Below are 23110 nucleotides of genomic sequence, written 5' to 3'. Positions count from 1 at the left end.
ATCGGAAAAGAGGTAATATATTGCTATCTCGGTCAAATGACAATAACCATAGCTTTGTGTATCATATTTCAAAGGAGCCTTTAACTGAGGCAGCTCGGATAACCTCCATCGGTTTTGAAAAACGAACATCGACTGATTATTACTGGGATGGCCGTATGCGTCCAAATGATTTAAAAACGTGTATTTTCCAATATACACTGAATGGATATGGAGAAGTTCGGGTAGGTGAAAAAACGTATACAGTTAAACCTGGCGAAGCTTTTATCGTTAAAGTACCAAGTGAACATTGTTATTATCTTCCTGAAGAAAGTCCTGAGTGGGAATTTATTTTCATTACACTGGAGGGGACGAAAGCCGAGGAGTGCTGGGACTATCTGATTAGCCAATTTGAGCTGGTAGTCCCTGTGGATGCAAATGCCCCGTTAATTTTTTTACTACAAAAAATTTATCAATTTGCTTTAAAAGAAGGCATTGAAGATACCTTTACTTCTTCTGCATATGCATATGAATTTATCATGGGGTTGTATCGCTTTGCGAAAGGACTGGACAACCAACAAACTGGGATACCGGATGATATACTCATGGCGATTCAATTCATGACGACACACTATCATGAACCGCTGTCATTGGAGTCCATCGCGGAGCACGCCGGACTGTCCAAATACTACTTTACGAATAAATTCCAAAAGTACATGAAAACAACCCCCATTCAATTTTTGACAAAGAGACGTATACAGAAAGCAATGGAACTTTTATCAACAACAAATATGACGATTCAGGAAGTTGCAATGGAAACGGGCTATGACAATGCGAATTATTTTAGTAAAGTTTTCAAAAAAATGATTGGCACCTCTGCTGACAGTTTTCGAAAAGATAAAAAAATGCCAGACTTTGAGCATGTTATTATTGATTAGCTATATAAGTTGAATGAATGGATTCTGCACTCACATCGCCTGGTATACTTAAAGAAAAACCTTAGGATGTATCCGGGTAACAAAAGGACAAGTACTGCCCTAACTTCAAGCTGCCATGAATTCCACAAAAGGGCACCATAATTTTGAACGGTATCAGGCCGTTTAACTTTCGCTGATGTTGCTTTAAAATAAAGTTTGATCAATTTTAATGCTAATAATTGATATAAGATTAAATAGAAAGAACATGTTTTGATAAAGGATTAATCAAATCATGCTCTTAATATAATTAATTGGATAATTATTTACAGCAACCAACGAAGGCAGCCAGGTTTTTCGGATGATTAAACCGATCGATTTCACCAATTTCTGAGATAATCATGGCTGCGATTTTTTCTCCTATCAATCAGATTTGATAACAATTAACCATACTTAAAAACCAAAGGGAGGGCGTCAATCGCCCTCTTTTCTTCTGGTAAAATGCCCTTCAGTGGTCAAAAACTGCTGATACAGACACAAGCAGATATAGAAATGCTCACGAATGTTCATCGCTTCCGCTCGTTCCATCATGATTCGCTTTATAGAAGCCAGTACACTTCTAATAGGCAGGATTTTATCGGTGGTTCCCCTTTGCTCTTTTAACTCTTCTTCCTCCAATTAAATCATAAAAAGTCAGAAAAAATAAAAGGTGATACAAATTAGTCATGTATAATATGTATCACCCTTTTTGTGTATTTGAAATAAAGTTAAACTGTTTATAAAAAAGTTAAACCAGTTAACCCCTTTAGAAAATTATCTAAAGGGGTTATATACTATTACCTTATGAGCATCATTATTGCTCTCATTCATTTCTCGCTTAACCTGTTTTAGTGTAGGTGCTTGTGATTGTGGTGTCGTCTATATTCCCATTAATAGAGGGACTGTTTGACATCGTTATATTTGATGAATACTCATCTTTTTGAGTTATAAGTTTGTGAGTTTTTATAACATCCTATAATAAACGTTATGTAAACTAGAAAAATTGTGAACTACAAAGAGGAAATCTCATGACTACCCTATTACTTCTGTTAAAAATCAGGATCTAATGCTTTTACTTCTTCAATCATTTCTTCAAGACGTGTTAATGCTTCCTTGCTCATCCTACCCATTTTTCCGTTCTGCTTAAATTACTTCTTGATTTAATTGAGTTATCTTTAACACTCCCCCTTTGCTTATTTCGTAGACTCTCTTTGTCAATACTGTAGGAAACTTTTATATTAAACGCAAAATGTAAAAAAAAAGAGGGCGTTAACTCCACTCTTTTCTAACCTATTAACTACCTTTGTTTACAAGTGCCGCCAACATCTGAACAAAATCATCAAAGTGGGTAGCCAAAGTATAAGCAATGACGAAAAGGCTTCCTGGGGGGAAAGGTCATTTGTCCATTGTTTAATTAATAAGTTTACTTCCCATTTTGCTTTAACTTATGTTGAACTATATTTATTATAAAAGAAGAAGTAAATAAAAAAATTATAGAAAATAAGATAAAGTTTGATGCTTGTATATTGTATATGCTAATTGTAAAAATTATAAATATAAATATTAAGAAAAAAAGTCTATTAATTTGTAATAGTTTAACAGACGCTGCATGTTTGTGCTTAATAGCAAAAACAAGCTTAAATATTAAATATAGTAAATAAACAAAATTCATTAATAAAAATAAAGATTTTCGAACAATAATATTATCATTAAATAAACTACTCCAAAAATCATATAGTTTTGAAAAAACCATTTGTATTCCAATATTGATAAGATAATCATATTGGAAAAGAAGATAACTACATAACCACAAAACAAGTATTAATACTAAACTAATTAATGCCCTTTTTACTATTTCTTTCTTACCCCCACTCTTCCATTCTACTTTGAGGTTATTAATGCCGTCTTTAATCTCCACAGTACCTTTTATAAAATTTGTTTTTACCTCAAAATAACCACTCACCTTCTCAAGCTCTTCCCAAAAAAGAGGGTAGCCTTTCTCAAATTGACTCTTAAATTTTATGTAAACATCTGCTCCATAAGGTAAAACTGATAATATAAAACCAATTACTGATAACATCAATAAACAAATATCTAACCATGTTATGATTGAACCAAAATCAGAATATAATGTTAGACGAACTGCACTTATCAAAAACACAATCAGAAATAAGTTAAAGTAAAGGAAAAATTGATATATTGCTTGTTTTAATGTCTGTATATTAATTCTATTTAGTAGCAGGATTGCCAGGAGTAATGAAATGAACAATCCTATAATAATTATCATAGTAACTTCTAAATTTTCCCTAAAAACAATCATGACTATATTAATAAATAAAAAGGAAAAAAGTGTTGTAATTCCAAATAATTTAATAAGACTCTTCAACATATACTTTTCTTTTATTATATAAAGCATTAGTCCAAATATAATAATATATTGGTTGGGCAAAATAAAATATTCTTCTTTATATTTAATACTAAGAAACACATTAATAAAAAATATAAAAATTATTGAATATAGAATAGGTGTCCATATCGGAATTTTACTAGTACTAAATAGTATTAGCAAGAATATTCCAATCAAAAATCCATATACGACAGAAAGCACCAATCCATAAATAATATTATAAATAGTAATTATATTCTTTAATTTTTTTTGACTAGTAAATACATCTAAGAAAAATGCTGTTATGTATATGAATGGAAAAATTAAAAAATTTGTTATCATTTTGTCTCCCCAATTAAATTTTATTACTGTCTGTTACGATTATCTCGAACTGAATAGTCCTACCTTTAAGATTGTTTCTCAGTTTTCACCACCGATTTAGTTTCTACCTCAGGTGGTTTTTCTTCATCATCTCTAGGTTGCAATCCCGCTTCTTCTGCTAACATTTCAAGTTCTCTTTTTGCTCGTTTCATTTCTCTAGGAAGAATGTAGACATATTCAAGTATTTTGTTTGTGAACCTAAACATACTCTCAACAAGTGGCTTTTCAAAGGTTACTTGATCTCCATGAGCAGCCATATTTCCAAAATCCTTTATTACCTTAAATAAATCTCCCATTAAAGGTGGTAAAATCCCCTTTTGCTGTAGTTGGTTTAGTTTTTGATGAAGTTCCCCTTTAACAGCTCCATTATCTTTGCAAACCATTTCAAGCGTCCTTCGAAGTGCGATAAAACATATAGTGCTATCAATGTATTTTACCTTTATAGCTGATTCGTAAGCTTCCTTAATACTTTTGGGTAATCTGTATAGGTTAACCATTTCAAATGTAGGAAAAAGAACTTCACCAACTTCGTAAAGATTTGTATCTTCATAATAAGCTTCCTCAGTATTCCAATGTGTGAGGACTAATTGGTACCCATCACATACAGGACACTCAAATACTTCAAAAATGTCATGAAATTGAGCATCCTCACTGTAATCTAAAGGAACGTCTGTGGTTTTTTGAAATCTATTCAACAAGTTCATTGGAGCTTTATTCCCGCAATGGGGGCATGTTAAAATTACTTTTTCACTCAACTCGTACACCCTCAATATGTTTTTTAAAAATTATATCACCTCAAAGGTAATTATTTCTAATAATAATCAATTCTTTTATTGTGACAAGTGTGAAATTCACCTCATCAAAAAATGTTTAGATGAGATTGAGAAGTACCCTCCAATGCTCGTGATTTTTAAGTCTTTCCTTGAGCTGTTCACTCTCAAGATCCACCTCCAAAAGCCCGATGTATCAAAGTTTATCTGAGCGGAACACACACTGTATAGGGCTCATATAGTAGCAACCTATAGACCTGTTCCTCATATGGTGAAACCGGAGGGAGTACTTGGGGAAGTAAGCACATGAGGGCAACTCAAGCAAGGCACTCAGTGGCTCATTGTGGAGTGTTTACTATACAGTAGGTTAACTTCATAAGGCTTCTCAGAGGGCATTCTGTGAGGGCAAATAAAAAAAGCCAGCTCTTAACGAGCCAGCCTGTTTGTTTATTTGAGTGTTTCTTTGAGATATCCCTTCTTCAATTACCCTCTGAAGATACTCTCTCAGCTCATCCTCAAGGGCTTGATGAAATACCGTATCCCCCTTGTTTGACTTCACGCATCATTAAGCCGAGCTTTGATAAACACAAAAACAAGACTTCCAATCGTTTCATTTTTATCCTCATTGAATGTAGTTGATCTAGGTTGTACAAAATCGTTTTTATTGACTGAATCAAATATCGGAAAAGTACCCCGCACTCCAACTAATAAACCTCATTACAGAAACTAAAAAACAAAACAGAAAAATCATTTTTTATTTAAAACATCCAAAAAACAATATTGATTAGCTCTTTATACCTATGGAAAGACGAGATTTATAAGAACATTTATTTCGTCACTAAAGTTGAAGCATTTAATTTAGCAGTTGAGCAATTCAATAAACTTGTTTATGGTCGTGAAGAAAAGTTTCCTCTAATGGGCTTCCGTGTATTAGGCCATGAAAAATCACTTCAACTGTTACTTGCTTTTGAAATTATTGAGTCAGAGTATATTTTAGAAGACTCAGATTCAATTAATGACAACCTACTAGAAGATTTACTCGCTCTAGAAGAAAAAGAAAGCCTAAATTCCAATGCAACAGCTCAAGGACGTTTAGAACAAAGTATCTAGCGTAAAATTCTTTTCGGTAACCGTAAAACCGCAAAATGTGCATGTTGTAAAAAGGAATTTCCTGTTAGTTACTTAGTTACAGCTCATATTAAAAAACGTAAATTCGCATCTAAAGAGGAAAAACTAGATTCAAATATTGTCTTCCCTTTATGTTCTTTCGGTTGTGACGCTGCTTTTGAAAAAGGCGATATTTTGGTTGAAGACAGAGTATTTAAAATGAATCAAACTGCTAACACACCTTATCTAACAGAAACCTTAAAGCATTTTCACAATCAACCTTGCGATTATTATAATGATAATACAGAGAAATATTTTAAATGGCACAAAGATTTCCATGTATTAAATGTACCGACAAAATAACAAAAAACCGAACTCGTTTAATTTACGGGTTTGGTTTTTCATTTAATAAAAGAAGTTTTTCATCATAAAGCATCTAACCCATATCTAGCTTAGATACTCGATCTAAAGTATTTGGAGTACTTCATTCTTCGCTTTTTTAAACGAAGAACCACAGCCACATGATGCAATGGAAATGGGATTATCAATGGTAAAGCCACCACCCATTAAGGATTGCTTAAGAATGTTGATATATCAAGGGTTTTTATTATTTTTAGAGATTATGAATTCCAATCATGATTGTTTATTTGCAAGCTTACTCGATTGTTAATGTCGCTAACTGAATTATTCCCAAAGCCTTTACACCAATCAAGAAATCATTTTCAAAATTGGTCCATGATTTTACCCATCTCACATTCAGTTTTCAAATGTAAAAAAAGGAAATTTAGATAAGCAGCTCCTTTTTGTATCTTTCAGTTATTCTTGCTTAAATTTTTTTAAAAGCCTACTATACTCTTCTCTTCTTTGAGTATTTGATTGGTTAGTGAAATTAACATCTTTTACCCAAGCAATTAATTCTTGTTTTGTTTCATCAGTAAAATTATTGACGTCATTATAAACGAACACACCAATCAAGTATGTTATTATGTCAATTCGTGTAATATCATCTTTTATACTTGAAATGAAATTAAGTGTAGTATCCAACGCTGTTAAGGTAATATTAAAAATACGTCTAATCTCCTCATTTTCACACTTCCCAAGTAATTCAGACTTTTCATCCGAAGGAATCGGACTAAAGTTATTGCTTCGTTCCTTACCCTTGAATACTTCGTAAGCAGCATTTAATGCAGCAAGCGGGATAGATACTTCCGTAGTCTTCCTAATAAACAAGTGACCTAATCCAACTGCATCTAACTTCTTTCCAAATGGGATAGCATACTCAACATAGAAGTCTACTCCTTTTTCTAACATGTCAGTAAGATGAACCATTACTCCAGTCACTCGACTACCTGCTAAGTTTAATACATCAAACCATTCCATTTGCTCTTCTTTATTCAAATCTTGAGCATAATTTAAGATGTAATAATATTTTTGGAACTTCTGTCTAATTAATAATAATGTATTTTTTACTTCTCTTGAACTTAGAAACTTGTTATCATCTACATAATTGAAGAAAACATCGTCATCTTCGTTATAAAGAATGCCAACTGGGATTTGATAATTATTAATTTTATTTACAATAATAAATTCCCCATCTACAACATCTAATACTATATCATTAAACTCTGGGTCATTTTTATAAGCACGATAATTTGTTGAAATTCTTTGTTGTCCATCTGCTACCGATTCTTTACCCTCTATGTCATCTTCAGAAATTAGTTTTCTGTCAATGAAAGCAATTTGCTTAACGACATTACTTGGGTTTTTTATAAGGTTTACTGAAATTGGAGCAACTGGTGCTTTCCCCATAAGTTGATAATTAAATAACTCAACAGCTTTTTGCTTTGTCCACCGTAAATACGTTTGAAAGATAGGTAAAACTAAACTACCTTCATCAATTTTTTCACAAAGTTCCGTGATTGATAATTGTTTAGTCACCTTTGTTGGGTCATACGACGCATACGCTTTTAATTTTGGATTTATAACTTTTACCAAACCAACTACCCCCTTGAATTTTCCCATACTCAAAAATGATATAATTACCGCTGCTATCTTTAAATCATTAAAAACACAGTTTTTAAGTCATTTTATAAGTAGCTGCTACCAACTAACTACTACACTATTGTAAATTTTCAGAAAAGTCAACCGCTAATTTAGCTGCCATTCAAAATATATATCAATTAGTGATAAATTCGCATTCATACAGGTAGCTGCTACCTTATTTATTGATAAAATCGATATTTCATTAATTGATTAACGGATTGAAATAATCGTGACGTTTGGATATACCTACTATGTACTGCCCTCACAGATAAAAGGTCTAATAATGTGGAAAATACCCCCTCTCTACTTCCATAATAAAAAAGGATGAGTTACCTCACCCTTTACTCCTTATCAGAAACCATAAATTCTCAGTTTCAACAATTTATATACAGTTCTTCTCTTCTTATATATTTGCTAGAAAAAGATCCTTCATTCTTTCAAAACGTTTACGAAGAACAATAGTGTACCATTCTTTGGTAATATAATCAGCATTCTTTTGTTTTGGTATTACTAGGTCGGCACACGAAATAAATAATAATCTATCAAATAAACTTCTTTGCTTCTGAATTTGTTCTTCTGTATAACCACACTTTTCTTTTAAATATGTTAAATATTCATCAAAAGTTTTATCCTTTTTCCTATTATTATACTCTTTTGGTATAAACGCAAGATTTGCCACACAACTTATTGGAAGACCATTTATTTGAGTTGCTGCTTCTCGTAGACGTTCAATCGGCAACACATGGTCTATTTCATATAAACTATAAGCCTCATCGAATGTTAATAGGTTTTTGTATAAGTATTTAAGAAAGAGAATCTCTTTATCTCCAATATTTATTCGCTTGCTCTCTTTCCGAGCGAGTTGTTCCTCAAACCAAACCATTAAGATACTACCCCATTGTTCCTTTGGAATAGGTCGTCCGTAACGTAGGTTATCAATAAGAGAACCTGTTTCATTTTTGATAGGATCGACTATCATCTGTTTAAGTTTGGAATCACTTGAACCACGCCAATAATCCCTTAATAAATCATATAAGTAGTGAGCAGGTAAAGTGTTTAATAAACGTGCCTTATCCTGTTTCCATGTCGGTCGTTCACATAGATCTTGATCGAATCGGATATGGAATACACTCCCAACCAGCGCCACAATCTGACTCTCACCGTGAAATATTTTGTAATCACCTGTTACATGTCTCTTTGCACGGTGAGCCTGAAAAGCTAGGACAGGGCTAAGAGCTTGTTCAACAAATTCAATCGCTTGTAAAATTGCTGTCTCAAAGCTTTTAATATCAATTTCTAACATTCTATCTTCTAAACTATTCAATTCCTGAGATGCAACTCCTCGGCAAATTGAAATGATATTAAATCCTACTGAATCTGTATTATCCTCGTTACCTTCCTTAGGCCGACCAAATAGCATAGGATAAGCTTTTTGTATGAACTTACCCATTCCAAATAGATACTCAAATAGTGTGAATTTGGTATCTGTATGGTAAAGATCATCGCTGTCATAGTTATCGATCTCAAATCCACTCTCAATGAGTTTTTCGTATTTTAATTTGACGGCGTCAATGATACTTCTGTTCTGAATCTGAAACTCTTTTTCCCAAGTAGCAGCAAAGATTTGATAACGATTCAATTTTGTTCCTCTGGAATTAATTCGTTCAAAAATTTCTGGCAAGTTTGATTCCTCACCATGATAAACAACAACAGGCATTTCTATTTTTGATATATCTGAGGACGACTTAACAGAATCAATGAACGGTGAGAGTATGTCCATAATTTCCTCGAATAATTCATTAGAAAGAGTAATATTTTTAGATAAAAGCTGAGATTCCAGGAATTTAACTAGATTATAAGAAGAAAATTTCTCAATCTCAGTAAATCCGTTTTTCCCTTTTACCCACTGCTCAATTTTTTCTCTAACCTGTTCCTCATCAGTACTCGAGAGGGTTGGGAAAATGTTTAGCAAGGATGTAATATAATGATCTTCTATCTCATTTTTCGAAAAATAATGTGTAGGCTTTAAGCTATATTCTAGAATGGTAGACGTTCTTTGAAGCCCATCTACCAATAAATAGTCTTCACTACCTTTTTTATATAATAATAGAGAGCCAAATGGAAAACCTTGTTTTAATGTATCAATAAACTTTTCTTTCTGGGACAGTGACCAGACCAAATTACGTTGGATTTTAGGTACTTTAATCTTCAGTGCTACATTTGTATTATCTACTTGAGCATTAATTCCATCAACAATGTCTTGTACACGGATTTGCTTTACTTGGGTATAAGATTTTATACTCATATGTCACCTCTAGTTGTTTATGATGATTGTTTTATTTGTAATATTATAACAGAGTATAATCTACCGAAATATGTATGGCTCTTTTTACTATTTTTCTATGTAAATCAATTAAAAAATCTTGTCTCCTTCCGCTCCTCAGCACTATTTTGTATATTATGTAAAGCTTCATATACTTAAGTCAAATTTATGAGATATGCTTATAGGGAAAATTACGATTTTCTATTTGTTATTTCAGCTCCATATATTATTCAAAATTGCTATATAGAAAATTTAAATGACCCTTTAATATACAAACGAAAAGGTATTTCTAATGTCTTAGGCTACAGTTACGTAGACAAAGGTTACTTCCAGATTTGTTCTTATGCTGAAGAAAAATTCGAAAAGAACAATAAAATACACAAACAATTTTCTTTTGAAAAGAGTAAAAGTGGTGAAATTGTGTTGATAATAAAACTAAAAAACCAGATATCCAAACTTTTTTCCTTAAATAGAATTTCTTCAGATAAACCAATTATTATAATCCGTTTAACAGAGAAGATCCTTGATCTAAAATAAGGTTAAGTAAGCAAGTAACTTACTTAACCTTATTGACCTAAACGTTTTTACTACAATCCCCTCTCGTTAAAGGACTCTCTAATCGATTTACTTTCTTTTTCTCCTTGCTTGTTGTGCTACCTCAATACGTTCGGGTAAAAAAGCATTTATGATAAAATGATATACTTTAAATTCTGATTCATCCTCAGGGTTTTTGTGATATGTTATAACGACATCCTTTAAGCCTTTCATTTCTTCCATTCTGTTTACCTGAAAAAATGTATTTCCATCAATTTCTATTGAAAACTCTTCTAAAATTTTCTTTCTACTTTCAAGAACTGTTTTTAAACGCACAGTTTTATTGAAAATGATTGTGAAGCCGAATTTAATATCTCTATCCATATATCCAATCAGCTGTTTAAATTGTGCTTTGTAAGTTCCCCATTCTTTGTTCTCACCAATTGCAATTTTCTCATACTTTCCCCTAGTCGTTCGATGAATAAAAAAGTCCAGCTCGCCTACATTTTTTAACGCAAAACCCGCAGGTTTCTCTCTGTCTACGTTTATATTTAACTCATTTAATTTAGCAGACATATAATCTGCAATATCATCACTTAATTCTGTTTCTGATGTTTTCAAAAGCCTTCGAACATTCAATTGTTTCCTTTGAATGGCTGAATGTATTAAATGTAGAATAAGTTCTTCTTCATCAATTTCAAGATTTGTACATACATGTTCTTTTTCAGCTTCTATGTATTCCTCTCGTTTGTCATTAGGCATTAAATCCTTGTACTTTTCTAAATTTACGTCAAATTGCTCCAATAACTCCCGATTTGTTTCATTTAAATAAATCCAGAGGTCTACATCCAAAAAATCATGATCTTCAAATATTATTTCTTTAAAATCTTCAATGCCGTAGGTTTTCATATATTCTTTATCAGCCTCTGGATGTGTTCTGGTTGCAGTAAAGGTTAGATCTTCCTCAGTCACCTCTAAGTACCAATCAAATAGGCTATATAAAGCATATTCTTTTATAGGTGAAAGGTAATGTGCAAATGTATCTCTTGAGTATTGGTACAATTCTCGAATTATCTTTTTACATTCTTCTGTTTTTTCTTCGAAAAAATCTGGTGGAAATATGAATTGCATGTGTTCCTCGTAGGAACTGTCTTCGCAAACGTCTATAAAAAAGCCCAATATAACCTCAATCTTTTTATTTATCTCTATAAATATATCCTCTTCTATGTAGCCACTTACAGCTATCATCTAAGTCCCATCCTTCTTATTAAAATGTAAATACTCATAGTTTATACGTCTTATTATCACGCCACTTTACAATATTAAAGCAGATTAAGCTAATGAATTAGTCACTCGTATATCGGTCCTTATAGTTAACAAGTAGATAAAATCAAAATTTTATTATAAAATAACATGTCATTATTTATCTGAGGCTTGACTGCATATTTTCCTTAATCACTCGCTGTCAAACCGCTAAAGGATATTCGTAACTTTAATATAAATAAGAGCATTTCGTTTTACAAATCATATATTGTTTTTATATCAATATATTTATCTTCTGAAACAATTGCAATTAAATAAGGAAAATTATTTTGCTTATTGTAATTTAAATATCTGAGAGCCGAGTTATACCTAGCTCCTCTAGAGTTTGCACCAATATCTGGATCGGCAATACCATCTAAAATAACTCCAATAGCATGACAAGTACCTGCTTCATCTAGGTATTCACCTGCTAACTCAAAGAAAAGTACAAATATCGAGGTGAATGTATCTGATTGCTTTATTCACCGAATTATAAGAACTTTTCTATTTCAAAACGGTAAAATCCATTCAGACTATTTTTGTATTCTAAAAAATCTACGTTAACAACTAGGTTATTATACTCATCAAAATTAATATTTATTAGTTGTTTATCCTTTTGTAATTTTGAAATTAATCCAAGTGTTAATCCTGTTTTCAATAAATCTATTGTCTTTTTATTATTAGTACCATAAACAAAATCATTATATTCTTCTTCAGTAATTAATCCTAAATCAAATAATGCTATTATAAGTTTATTTAATCTGTAACCAATAAAATCATCTTCCAATTTAAGTTTTATGATTGCTAGATTAATTAATTCGGCATTAGTTTTGGTTCTTAAATCAACAAACAATTTATTGAGACTTTCCGGATAGGAGGATGTTGAAATCGCCTTTTCTCCATAACTTGACCCGATATACATATCCCCATTTCCTTGTTTAATCCTTTGCTTGAAATATGTAAATGTATTCACAATATTATCTTTTAAAGAATTTTTCTGTTTTAAGATAATATGCATGCGATAGAAATTTCGTGCTTTTTCATTAATAAGTCGGTAAACTTCAAAATCGAAGATCGTAGTTCTATCAAATTTATCAATAAAAAAATAATAGACTTTGTCTATGATATCGTAATTTTCCCACTTTTTAGAAGACCGGACTTTACTAATCCTATTTATGATTTCTGTCAAGTAAGTTTTGTTTAAATATATCATTTCTTCCAATCCAGATTTAACAAAAACACGTTTTACTTTTTCCAATTCATCTTGAGGCTCAGATAAAATTAGGTTTTCATTTTTCCTAATTTCCTCAACTTTGTTTATTTTATTTTCATCCTTAATACTATTAAAATCGAATTCAGCTAATGTTGGGTTTTTTATTTCATCAGAAAAAATATTGCTTCTTAATTTTTTTATTAAGTTTTGCATTTTAATAGCCTTTTTATTATATCTGCTATTAATAAAGTGTACTGGAGGTAACAACTTCGATAACTGATTTGATTCGACACCAAAAATCTGATTTAACCGGTTTACTCTACCTATTAAATTAGTCAATTCTTTTTCTTTTAAGTAATTAGTATGCATTATAAAAAGTGTATCTATAGGTAAATTTATTCCTTCTAATATTACTTTATTAGCTATAACTATCTTTAATTCCGGGTTGTTCTTAAAATGATATTCTAAATATTCCTTGATAATTTCGGGCATTCTTCCATGAAGATATATAATACCTTTTTTTAGTAATTCTATGATGTAAAAATCTTTATGAACAAACTCTTCTAACTCTTTTATAATGTGATTAATACTACTTTGATTATCTATGAAAACTAAACTGCTATATAATTCTTTGGAGAATTCTTCTATTCTCCTTGGTGATCTATGATAAATAAAGTTCTTATTTCCCATTCTCTTTTTAATATATGTAATATATCCAGATTCATTTCCACTATCTTCTATTTGCCCATTTGGATAAAATTCATTAGTAAATCTGTTATAAAGGAATATATTTCTATCCTCTCTATATTCGAATATTACAGGTTCCTTCATATTATATTGGATCTTTTGCTCAACTATTTCCTGTTGAGAATCCATCTTTAGATTATTACTATCATTAATGAGTGGAGACAAATAAACGACTTTTTGATTATTATTCCTTTTTAAATTATATCGAATAAGCCTTGAAAGCAAAATACTTCTACTTTCTTTTTCAAAAAGATTGTGAGCTTCATCGATATATAATATATCAAATGATATTTTATTTTTTTCAAGTAATCGAAGAGCTCTTTCTTGTGTTAATACTCCAATAAATCTTTTATCATCTCGGTACATCTCATCATGAATGATTATTCTTCCACCCAAATTAGCTTTCCTAACCTCTTTATATGTTTGCATTAGCAAAGATTTAGTAGGGACAATAATTCCTATCCTGTTGTTTACACCTAAATACTTTTTAATATGTTCTATAACCAATGAACTTTTTCCAAATGAAGTAGGAGCAACATAACTGATATTTGATGAATCATCCTTTAATAAATTTAACCTAGTATTTTGCTGTTCAAATGTCTCAACATAATTTCCATTTATAAAATTATCTAATTGTATGTTAGCTATCTCATCAGTTAATTTAACATTCGGAATCAACCCCTTGCTTTGTATATCTTTCGCAATTGGATAAAAACCAAAATTTATAGCAAAATCGTTTAGAGGTCTATAATCCTGATACTTAGTTGCATACCGCAAGATAATATAATAGGCAAATTCAATGTAAGAAGTATGTCTTTTATCAGCTTCATAATTTTTTATTAAGAATATAGCAACTGATAAAATATAAGTCTTTTCTCTATTGTTTAGCTCTTCACCAAGGGTTAATTTTTTTATACATTCTTTAAATATTGGTATTTTTTTATTAATTAACGTTAGTTGCATTTTTTCTTTGCTGTTCATTTTTATCCTCCCTTTTAGGAACACCTAAGAAATCCATAAATAAATCTAAAGATTTTTTTGTACAACAAATAATTATTAACTTTTTATATTTAAAGGAAGGGACAGCCTTTAGCACTTGAGCATATAGCTTCTCTATCTCAATATCTTCCCACACACCATTTAGAAATACTGTTGCAGCAGGTATGATATTAAACTTCTCTGGAGAGTAGTATTTTTCGACAATATAATCATCAGAAAAGTCCTGTAATATAGCTAGTATAGAATCTTTGGTTCCAACGTCTCTAGAGTTAGCGTGCTGATATGCATTTTGCCAGGGATCATTATCTGAACTTCCACTCAATTGTTTCTTTAAACTATCATACGCTTCTTTAATTTTACTTGGGTGTGATACGGTTTTGTATCTAGCATTACCAGACTTACTCTCTAAAATCCACTCTTCACTTTCTTTGGAATAGTAACCATCAAAACCCTTTTTAATTGAGGTCTCTTCCATATTTAAAAACATGCACTCTTGTTTATAGTCTAAACTTCTTAAATACAAGTGCAGAAAAAATTCTGCAGTAGCGCCATTTCTGGTTCTTTCATCTTTATTCTCAAAAAACTTATAAGCACGCTTTTTTATTATTTGTAAAGGTCTTTCATTATTTTCACCCTTGCAAATACTTACGAAATTCCCATTAATATATTCAACCATTTTTGGATTTAATGACTTTATATTTATAAAATGAAATTCTGCATTCTCATTTATATGTTTAATTTGACTGTTAAATAGGTTTTTCGTCATAAAGACCACCTTCTTCTAACTCATTTAAAGTTTTATAACAGTAAATACTGCATCTTTAAAGTTAATATTTATGAATATAGTAATTAATAATATCTAAATATTACCATTATTATTACTTTAAATAAAGTCTAATTTACTATATTTGTTATAATCTACCTACAGTATTATTAACATGTTATTCTTTTGAGATCCAGATGATAGACACAGGCAAGTCACTTCTTCTGCAACAATAATTTTACATAGAAAGGCAGAGGTTTTCTCACAGTTAATTTTGGAGTTGGAAATGTTGTTTTACAATTATGGGCATTATTTAAAAGCTAAAGAACCTTATATAGCAAGCCCTTTTGAAATTTGTTCCTTTGTTTCACGGCCTTTTCGAGTTTTGGGAACCTTCAGTGAAAACAAACCCTCACAAGTTATCACTATTCATTTTATGTTTTTTCTAAATAGATAGGCGGATGTCCACTCACTCATTATTTTTAATACATAATCTTGTTTAAATATTAGTCCTAATAAAGTTAAACGATATTGGACTTAATTGTTGAGACAACAAGATTTTATTTACTGATTTGTATAATTCAGTATTATTTCTAACCTTATCTTTCAAAAGAAATACTGCAACCTTTGCAACAAAGAATCTATAGTCTTCTTCACGAAGAACAGCTCGAAACTTTTCTATCCCGAGTAACTCTGACATATATCTATTCACTCCTACTACTCTTAAATTCAATAGTTTAGAGAACTAGAACTTATCCTTGTCCTCTAAACTATTGAACTATACATTACACAGACAATTAAACGATTACCATTTTATCAAGTGCATGTGGGTCGTACACTGCTCCATCAGCATAAACATCACACAGGAACATTTTGGTCAAACGCTGCTTAAACTATAGGGTGCTTAGTTAAATAAACTGAAAAAGGACCATTAAAGTACTTTTTGTTTTATTGAAAAAAATATTGATTTTATGCAAAAAAAGACCGAGCATTACGCTCGATCATTTTTATTAATTATAGTTTTAATTATCTCACTTTTATCCATTCCACTTTCCCAGTACATTTTAATAACATTATAGAATTCTTTATATTCAATCAGCTTAAATACAAGTCCATCTATATTAGGATAAGTGTTTTTTTAGTAGTCATCAATTGTTATCTACAGAAATGATATTCTTCTTAAGGACAGAGAATGAAGGGGGATTTTCTATAACTTTTTACTTTTAAGGTAGGGAGAGAAAACCTTTTCGACTAGGAATTATGAACTTGAAATTGTTGGATATATATATTACGTAATTCTCCTACGTCATCATTGTAAACACTTCTGTTTTCTATTATAAATTTTACTACTTCTCTTTGAAATGGTCCCTCACTAGCTAACAGTTCTTCTGCTTTTTTGTTTGCTTCCTCTTCTTCTTCACTATTGTCATATGTGCTTGAATTATACTTTTCTATTGTTAAACCATTTTTAAATTGTTGTACGTGTACTAACTCGTGAATCACGACAAATTTAGTATAAATATTTACGATTTCATTAAACATTGGTGATTGAGGAACCTTTCCAAAATAATGATTTATGGCTATACTGATGGATTCAGTAAAAAATATCACTTTTCTTACTAGAGTCTCTCCCTCACGTGGTGAAAGACAAGAGGCTTGAGTTTTGTCTTCTGGATAGCCACCTATCAGTTTAAAGGGAGTACACTCAGTATCATAAGTCAAATCTTCAATAAGCAGTTTATTTCTTATTGAAGAATGGAATTCACCCTCTAATAATTCATTTAAAACACTTTCAATATAAGTTCTATTTACCTCACCATATAATATAGGCATTTTTGTATCTTCCTTTCACCTAATTCAAGTAATACTGTAGCTAATAGAGTTAATATAATACCTTTGGCTGATAATGTAAATTTTTAAGCTGAAACTTTTTGTTATTCCATCTATTTTGGCACCTCTATATAAAAAATAAAATCGGTGGAAATATATCTCGAATATAAGAAAACTCGTGATATATTTTAAGTATAGCTCTTAAAAAAAACTAGGGTTGGTGAAAATGTTGATAAGAGATACATCATTAAGAGATAAATTTATCAGATATCTAGATTTAGATAACATGGCGATACATAATTATATGTTTGAAGATGATGATAGCTGGAAAATCTCTAGAAAATTTTTATTAGATTTCTTTGAATTAGACAATAATACTAGCTTTCATATAGTTTATAAAAAGGTGAATGAGATGTTGGAAAAAAGTTCTTTTTCTAAAAATGAAATTGACTTTTATAAAGAATTTTATAATGAGATTTTAGGACTCCTTAGAATACCTAAACAAGAGTATGAAATATATGTGAAAAAGATAAAAGAGGCAACCGATAAAATAACTAAATTAGATTCAGAGATAAAAAATAAGATTGTGCTATTAGATCAACTACTTGAGGGGAGAAGAGACCGTATAGATGAAATAAATAAGGATATTGATAAAGCTACAAAAGAATTTACAGACTTTTCTAAATTAATAGAAGAAAAAGAGTGCATAACTACAGAAGAAATATTGAAGTTAGAAACGGATATAAAAAAACACGAGTATTATATTGCTTTATTAGAAGAGGAAAGAAAAGGAATCTTAAAAAATTATGATGATGAAACAATAAGAAGAAAGGCATTGTCAAATTGTACAAAACTTAAAACAGAAACTTTATGTAGTTATGAATATGAAGTTTCTATAATTGAAAAACATGAGGAACTATTTAAACCTGAATGTGACTATAGTGTAAATATAAAGTTTTATATGGAAACATCAAAAGTGATAGAAAAGTTAAGAAAGTCTTCTCACAAATTAGATGCCCCCACTATTGAAAAAATGTTAAATCAGCATAAATATCAAACAACAAAAATAGAGAAAATAAGAGAAAAAAGTGTAAATGATTATCTTAGTTTCCTAAAAGAATATATTGAAGAAGAAGATATTCCCGAACATATACTAGAAAGTACTAAGGGAAATCACGTCATCTCACACAGATTCCCTATTTTAAAGGATGCTATTCAACATTTTAATAATGGAGAGTACTTAGCGTTTAATAACATTGTTGTCATCCAAATTGAAGGGATTTTTTACGATTACTGTAAGGAGTTAGGCTTATTACCGAATGATGTAAAAAGCTTTACATTGGGGACTAAACTTCACCAATTAGTAGAAAGTATTGAATTTAACCCATTTCCTTATTTTAAATTTCAGTTTGAATTTATACGAAACAGAACAGCACATGGTTTTTTGGTTGAAAATGATAAAGCAGAACTATTAGCAAATGAAACACTACTTGACTTGTTATATTTAGTGTATGACCTAAAAACAAATAGAAATTTACCTTATATTAAACCGATAGAATTTTTAAAACGCTATAATGATGAGATGAACGTTCATTTCAGATCAAGTCATTTTAAAACTTCACATAAAGATGAGTGTCTGCTTGATTATTTAAGTGGTGGTTATTTAGACCGTGAGCGTTATACTGAAAAAATTCAATGGTTATTGAACCCAACATTTAATAAAATATACGAATTTTACGGTCTCACTCAACTGGTTAATGAGGTACGAGAACATTTGGGGAGTAATAACTTTTGGCAGTTTATTTGTAAACGTATAGTTAATAAGAATAGCCCATTTGTTAATGAACAAGAATTAGAGATGTAGAAAAAAATAATTGGAAAGATGATTGCTTATTTTAAAAATAAAGATAACTCTGAAAATGTAATGAATGAATTAGGAAATATGGGTAAAACTTTAAAGTCGTTAAGTAAAAAATAGAAATTTGTATAAGATTTTAAGCAATTTAGAAAAGGGTTGTTCAGTAAAATCTAACTGCCTCACATCCTCTATTAAAGAAGATTAAAAGACCACTGGCATATATTAGACAGTGGTCTTACTTTATATATAAATAAAATACTTTTGTGTTAATGCTGCTTCTTGCAGGTCAGTATATTTAGAAGAAATAAAAGCCTTTATTTTTTTGCATATAATTTAATTTCTCTGTTTGATAATATGGACATAAAAATAATTTAATTGCTAATCCAACTCTCCAATTGAATTCCAGCACTTTTAAGTACAGTGTTAACAGTAAAATCATATCGAGATGGATTATTCGGTCTAGGGTGCTTAGGAAACTTATTATTTTTTCCAAAATCAAACACTTCACACAGATTAGCTTTTTCTAAAAATAAATTCTTTATTTCATCTTCCTCAATAATATCTTTAAAATACTTATGTCCGAATTCTCCCCAAGCTAATATTATACTATTAGAATTTTTTAATGCGTATTTTATACTTTCTAAAGCCGTATTTTCTTTAACAATTTGAGAAATGATTGATTCACTGTATATTGATTTAAGCTTTTTCGTACTAGAATTTATTATAGGTATTATATTTACTACATATAATGCATTATAATTGTGATGTTTTGCATACTCTATTAAAAAATCTACCGTTTCATCATTTCCCAATGAATCGGCTGTACTAGGATTAGTCATAATTACGGATAAAATATTTTTATCTTCTCCCCATCTTTTTTCTAAAAAATATCTTTTCTTTGGGTTTATACTTTTATCAAAAATAGCCTTTCCGCAACCTACATCAATATATGGTTTTAATACTTTTCCTAAATCAATTGAAGCTAGTTTATCTATCATTGAATATCTCCTTCGAACTTCATACGAACCATTTCTTCTAAAGAATATTGTTGTTCTTCACTCACTATAAAAAAATCTGAAATTCCTTTTTGCAAAGTACGAATTAAGGTGAAATTAAAAGGCATGAGCCCGGTTGATTACCGGGTTCATGCCCTCAAGGTTGCCTAACTAAATAAAGTGTCTAACTTTTTGGGTTCACTTCATAAGGGGGTGCTTTTCAAAATATCCAGCTTCTTATCTCTTTAAGTCCTTTGTATGCTTTTGATAGGACGCTATTTTCAGAAAGGTAAATTTCTCCTTTTTCCGTTAAAGATACAGTTCCCTCAAATAAATGTGGTCTGTTATCTGCATAGAATATCCCGTCTAAGTATCCTTCTCTACTAAGAAAGTTAACTGCTTCATCGAATGCTTCTTGTTCTAGTTCAAAATCCTTCTCTGACAATATTTTATTTCCACGATCAATTTCTTTTAATATAGCATATCTCAATTTGTTTTTATCGATACTATCATCTCCCTTTTGACCTTCTTATTTCGACAAGAAGACGTTAATCCCTTCAATTTATTTACAAGTTAATGATGGAATTAAAGGATTTAGTATCTTTTTTAACGAATATTGTAAAAAAAGGAGGTGAAAAGTAATGGCATATATTATCACATACGATTTATTAGCACCAGGACAAGATTACGATAAACTAATTGAGAAGATTAAAGAATTCTCAGGTGAAAAGATTACTGAATCAGCTTGGGTTGTCAAAACAACATTAAAAGCCTCAGAGCTTTTTGATAGTTTAATTCCTTTTCTCGATTCAAACGATAGATTATTTGTTAGTCAACTCACCGCAGAGGCAAAATGGAGAACTAACGTTATTGGAAAATCAGATACTCTGAAAACCCTATTTAAATAATAATGTATACCCCTCTTCTTCCTTTAAACTGGTGAGAGGGTTATACAATCTATCACCGAAAGGTGACGAATTACCAAATTCCGTTCATTGCTGGATAAAATTCCCTACTCCCCGTCCTGGCTTCCATTCTACCCTGCCATTTTAATAGATTTCAACTTTTGCAGAAAGCAGTCTTTTTTGACTTTAGAGGCGATATTGCGGATTATGTCATCTTTGACTTTTCTAATCGTATCCCTTGAAAAACCCAAATGATTTGCAATAGCTGTGTACTTCATGCCTTCAATCATGCAATCATAGACGACACATTGTTTTTCATCTTCCAATAGATCCGTAGCCGTCTCTAAAAACTATATAATCATTTCATATTTGATAAGTCTCCTTTCACGTATATCCAACTGCCTTAATTCAGCCTGGCTAATACCTACATTTCCTTTAGGTAAAGTAGCTTCTATTCCATAAGTGGCCGTTAGTTTCTGACTTCCGAGATGAGGTGTGTTTAGCAATCGATTCAGTCTTGCTATCTCTCTTATCATAAAATAATAATCATGAATCCATTCTATAACCTTCTGTTCAGCTTCCCAATTTTTCATTTGCTCATTCATTTAAATTACCCCTCTGTCTAAATGCGCCGCCTCTATGACGGCCGTAAGTTGGCTAATTCTGCCCCATAAGTTCTTTCCATTCCATCCTCGCTCATTTCCTCAGGTTGCTTTGATTTCGGCTTCTTAGACGCTTGTCCCTTTCAACTGTTTTATCTTTTTTGCTCAATGATTCATCCTCATTCTCCTTTTAGACAAATTAAAAAAGGACACCAAACGACGGCATTAACCGTTCATTCAGTATCCTCCAGCGAGCTGGTAGAACTCAATTCTTTATTAAATTCTGTATTTCAACACAAAGATGATTGATCTTATAAACATCGCTATTAATGTTATTAAAAAGCATTTCTTGGTCGCCTTTATTTTTACAATAAATTCCAGTATGCATTCTTAATTCAGATGTAATTTGGAGTAAATTTTGAATTTTCTCATTTAAATTTTCAGTGATAACTCTAACCTGCCCCTTTAGTTCCATAAGAAAAAGCTGCCTTAAAGACAGCTCCGATCTTCAGCTAACGCACCTGTTAGTTCGATAAGGATAACGGCACATAAAAAACCACTAAAAAAACCTGACTTTTCAGACAAGGGGTTTTAAGAACCATACATTTTAACGAGGTTATTATTCTATTCTAAGTTCCTTTTGCATTTCAATTCTAACTGAATTTCGTTTTTCAGGAAGAATAGTTTGTCTAAGTTTCTTTATTTCTTCTAACCTTTCAGAAGTTTGAGTCTTATATAAGTCTGGATCTAAATAGTTCATATATTTATGTAGGTTTGCTAACAAGTCCTTACACTTTTCACTAACAACATCCGATATATATAGTAGATTTAAAAAATAAAAATTATTTGCCTCGCGCAATTTATCCTCTGCTCTTTGGTAATTCAAGAGTCTTTCCATTTTCCTAATTTTCACAATTGCAGACTGTTTATCGACTCTCCATCCTTCTAAAATCCTATCTTGGTCGAAAATGGTCATCCCTATATCATCAAAATGTAATTTTAATTCATTCTCGGTAAAGAGATCGTACCTAAGAGATTTAACAAAACCACGTAAACCTTGTACATGTAATTCTAAAATTTCACCAAACGCAGATTCTAAATGGAAATGCATTTCCGGATACTTTTCATGTTTTTTTGAAGTAAATAACTCAAAGTCCTTAAAGTTTTTTTGTTGCTATAATTTTATTTTTTCTAACTCTTTTGCTATTCCCCCTTGATAGTCTGCCATCCTTTTATCAAAAACTTGTTTTGCCATTAATCGAGATATGAAGACTATACCAACGCCCAGTAATCCAAAAAAGGATAATCCCCCAATAACCTTCAAAAAATCATTTATGAAATAATCAATAATTGTCCCCATAGATAATGCCCCTTTATGCTCATTTATCAATCTTAATTCAAAATCCACACTATAAAGTCACAA

General features: G+C 30.9%; 18 protein-coding genes and 1 pseudogene. 5 read left to right on the top strand and 14 right to left on the bottom strand.

Features of this window, described 5'->3' with window-relative positions; translation table 11 throughout:
- Positions 1–20 precede the first annotated feature (20 nt).
- On the top strand, positions 21–914 hold the full coding sequence (locus ACQKMH_RS20240; protein WP_427589196.1) for an AraC family transcriptional regulator: 894 nt from the start codon (positions 21–23) through the stop codon (positions 912–914).
- 310 nt (positions 915–1224) lie between these two features.
- Here ACQKMH_RS20240 and ACQKMH_RS20235 read toward each other — a convergent pair.
- The 3 genes and pseudogenes from ACQKMH_RS20235 to ACQKMH_RS20225 form a co-directional block, all read right to left on the bottom strand.
- A pseudogene (locus ACQKMH_RS20235) lies at positions 1225–1314 on the bottom strand (transposase); the annotation flags it as partial.
- A gap of 1038 nt (positions 1315–2352) precedes the next feature.
- Entirely contained in the window at positions 2353–3657 is a 1305-nt protein-coding gene (locus tag ACQKMH_RS20230; RefSeq protein ID WP_427589195.1) for a hypothetical protein, read from the bottom strand.
- Positions 3658–3722: 65 nt separating this feature from the next.
- Positions 3723–4451, bottom strand: a complete 729-nt coding sequence (locus tag ACQKMH_RS20225) for a DUF4145 domain-containing protein (protein WP_427589194.1) — start codon at positions 4449–4451, stop codon at positions 3723–3725.
- A 795-nt stretch (positions 4452–5246) separates the two neighbouring features.
- On the opposite strand from ACQKMH_RS20225, the gene ACQKMH_RS20220 reads away from it, so the two are divergent.
- Positions 5247–5576 (top strand): hypothetical protein, encoded by a 330-nt coding sequence (locus ACQKMH_RS20220; RefSeq protein ID WP_427589193.1) that lies wholly within the window; start codon positions 5247–5249, stop codon positions 5574–5576.
- An 813-nt stretch (positions 5577–6389) separates the two neighbouring features.
- Here ACQKMH_RS20220 and ACQKMH_RS20215 read toward each other — a convergent pair.
- The 6 genes from ACQKMH_RS20215 to ACQKMH_RS20190 all read right to left on the bottom strand — a co-directional run bounded on the left by ACQKMH_RS20215 (position 6390) and on the right by ACQKMH_RS20190 (position 17330).
- Positions 6390–7568 (bottom strand): GmrSD restriction endonuclease domain-containing protein, encoded by a 1179-nt coding sequence (locus ACQKMH_RS20215; protein ID WP_427589192.1) that lies wholly within the window; start codon positions 7566–7568, stop codon positions 6390–6392.
- Positions 7569–8019: 451 nt separating this feature from the next.
- A complete protein-coding gene (locus ACQKMH_RS20210; RefSeq protein WP_427589191.1) occupies positions 8020–9921 on the bottom strand; it encodes a DUF262 domain-containing protein in 1902 nt (633 codons plus the stop codon).
- Positions 9922–10563: 642 nt separating this feature from the next.
- Complete coding sequence (locus ACQKMH_RS20205; RefSeq protein ID WP_427589190.1) at positions 10564–11721, bottom strand: hypothetical protein; 1158 nt, start codon at positions 11719–11721, stop codon at positions 10564–10566.
- Between the two features lie 544 nt (positions 11722–12265).
- A complete protein-coding gene (locus tag ACQKMH_RS20200) occupies positions 12266–14716 on the bottom strand; it encodes a DEAD/DEAH box helicase (RefSeq protein WP_427589189.1) in 2451 nt (816 codons plus the stop codon).
- Positions 14679–15500 (bottom strand): hypothetical protein, encoded by an 822-nt coding sequence (locus ACQKMH_RS20195; RefSeq protein ID WP_427589188.1) that lies wholly within the window; start codon positions 15498–15500, stop codon positions 14679–14681. The genes ACQKMH_RS20200 and ACQKMH_RS20195 overlap by 38 nt, the downstream gene beginning before the upstream one ends.
- A 1248-nt stretch (positions 15501–16748) precedes the next feature.
- Positions 16749–17330 carry a hypothetical protein gene (locus ACQKMH_RS20190; RefSeq protein WP_427589187.1) on the bottom strand — a complete coding sequence of 194 codons (582 nt, stop codon included), beginning with the start codon at positions 17328–17330 and terminating at the stop codon, positions 16749–16751.
- Positions 17331–17553: 223 nt separating this feature from the next.
- Here ACQKMH_RS20190 and ACQKMH_RS20185 point away from each other — a divergent pair, with 223 nt between their 5' ends.
- Entirely contained in the window at positions 17554–19191 is a 1638-nt protein-coding gene (locus ACQKMH_RS20185; RefSeq protein ID WP_427589186.1) for a hypothetical protein, read from the top strand.
- A 365-nt stretch (positions 19192–19556) separates the two neighbouring features.
- Here ACQKMH_RS20185 and ACQKMH_RS20180 read toward each other — a convergent pair whose 3' ends face one another.
- On the bottom strand, positions 19557–20183 hold the full coding sequence (locus ACQKMH_RS20180; RefSeq protein WP_427589185.1) for a DUF1643 domain-containing protein: 627 nt from the start codon (positions 20181–20183) through the stop codon (positions 19557–19559).
- A 3-nt stretch (positions 20184–20186) separates the two neighbouring features.
- Here ACQKMH_RS20180 and ACQKMH_RS20175 point away from each other — a divergent pair, with 3 nt between their 5' ends.
- Positions 20187–20351 carry an IS3 family transposase gene (locus ACQKMH_RS20175; RefSeq protein WP_427589370.1) on the top strand — a complete coding sequence of 55 codons (165 nt, stop codon included), beginning with the start codon at positions 20187–20189 and terminating at the stop codon, positions 20349–20351.
- 49 nt (positions 20352–20400) lie between these two features.
- Here the strand turns inward: ACQKMH_RS20175 and ACQKMH_RS20170 are convergent, their stop codons facing one another.
- Positions 20401–20670: a YjcQ family protein gene (locus ACQKMH_RS20170; RefSeq protein WP_427589184.1), complete on the bottom strand. Its 270-nt coding sequence runs from the start codon at positions 20668–20670 to the stop codon at positions 20401–20403.
- A 151-nt stretch (positions 20671–20821) separates the two neighbouring features.
- Between ACQKMH_RS20170 and ACQKMH_RS20165 the strand changes: the two genes are divergently transcribed.
- Positions 20822–21088 carry a CRISPR-associated protein Cas2 gene (locus ACQKMH_RS20165; RefSeq protein WP_427589183.1) on the top strand — a complete coding sequence of 89 codons (267 nt, stop codon included), beginning with the start codon at positions 20822–20824 and terminating at the stop codon, positions 21086–21088.
- A 347-nt stretch (positions 21089–21435) separates the two neighbouring features.
- Here ACQKMH_RS20165 and ACQKMH_RS20160 read toward each other — a convergent pair whose 3' ends face one another.
- From ACQKMH_RS20160 to ACQKMH_RS20150, 3 genes are all read right to left on the bottom strand, one after another.
- On the bottom strand, positions 21436–21690 hold the full coding sequence (locus tag ACQKMH_RS20160; protein ID WP_427589182.1) for a hypothetical protein: 255 nt from the start codon (positions 21688–21690) through the stop codon (positions 21436–21438).
- Positions 21691–22306: 616 nt separating this feature from the next.
- Positions 22307–22798: a hypothetical protein gene (locus tag ACQKMH_RS20155; protein WP_427589181.1), complete on the bottom strand. Its 492-nt coding sequence runs from the start codon at positions 22796–22798 to the stop codon at positions 22307–22309.
- 63 nt (positions 22799–22861) lie between these two features.
- On the bottom strand, positions 22862–23047 hold the full coding sequence (locus tag ACQKMH_RS20150; protein WP_427589180.1) for a hypothetical protein: 186 nt from the start codon (positions 23045–23047) through the stop codon (positions 22862–22864).
- Positions 23048–23110: the final 63 nt, after the last annotated feature.

Origin of the sequence: Peribacillus sp. NPDC097895 (assembly GCF_050277555.1) — a bacterium.
Classification (GTDB): Bacteria; Bacillota; Bacilli; order Bacillales; family DSM-1321; genus Peribacillus.
Note: the sequence above shows the minus strand (reverse complement) of the source record. Positions and strands in the feature narration are given on the sequence as shown.